This window comes from Salinicola halophyticus (assembly GCF_003206695.1).
GTDB classification, from domain to species: Bacteria; Pseudomonadota; Gammaproteobacteria; order Pseudomonadales; family Halomonadaceae; genus Salinicola; species Salinicola halophyticus.
The window spans coordinates 849-1,058 of record NZ_PZJN01000012.1 but is presented as its reverse complement, the minus strand read 5'-3'; the positions used below and the strand labels follow the sequence as shown (position 1 = coordinate 1,058).

General features: G+C 63.3%; 1 protein-coding gene. It reads right to left on the bottom strand.

Features of this window, described 5'->3' with window-relative positions:
- Positions 1 to 210, bottom strand: a 210-nt coding sequence (locus DOM58_RS17540) for an Ig-like domain-containing protein (RefSeq protein WP_157957573.1), incomplete at both ends; no start/stop codon positions are given.

The following is a 210-nucleotide window of genomic DNA, read 5'->3' as shown; positions in this document are numbered from 1 at the left end:
AGACTGTCGAAGTCGGTGCCCGGCGTGAAGCTGTAGCTGCCGTCGCTATTAAAGCTGAGGCTGCCGTTGCCGGTGCCGACATCCGTCGCCAAGTCGTAACCGGCGATCGTCCCATCGACATCGGTCGCTGCCGGAACCTGCCCGCTGAGAACGCTGTTCTCGCCGGTGGTTTGGGTGTCAGCGACGACCACTGGAACGTCGTTGGTGCCG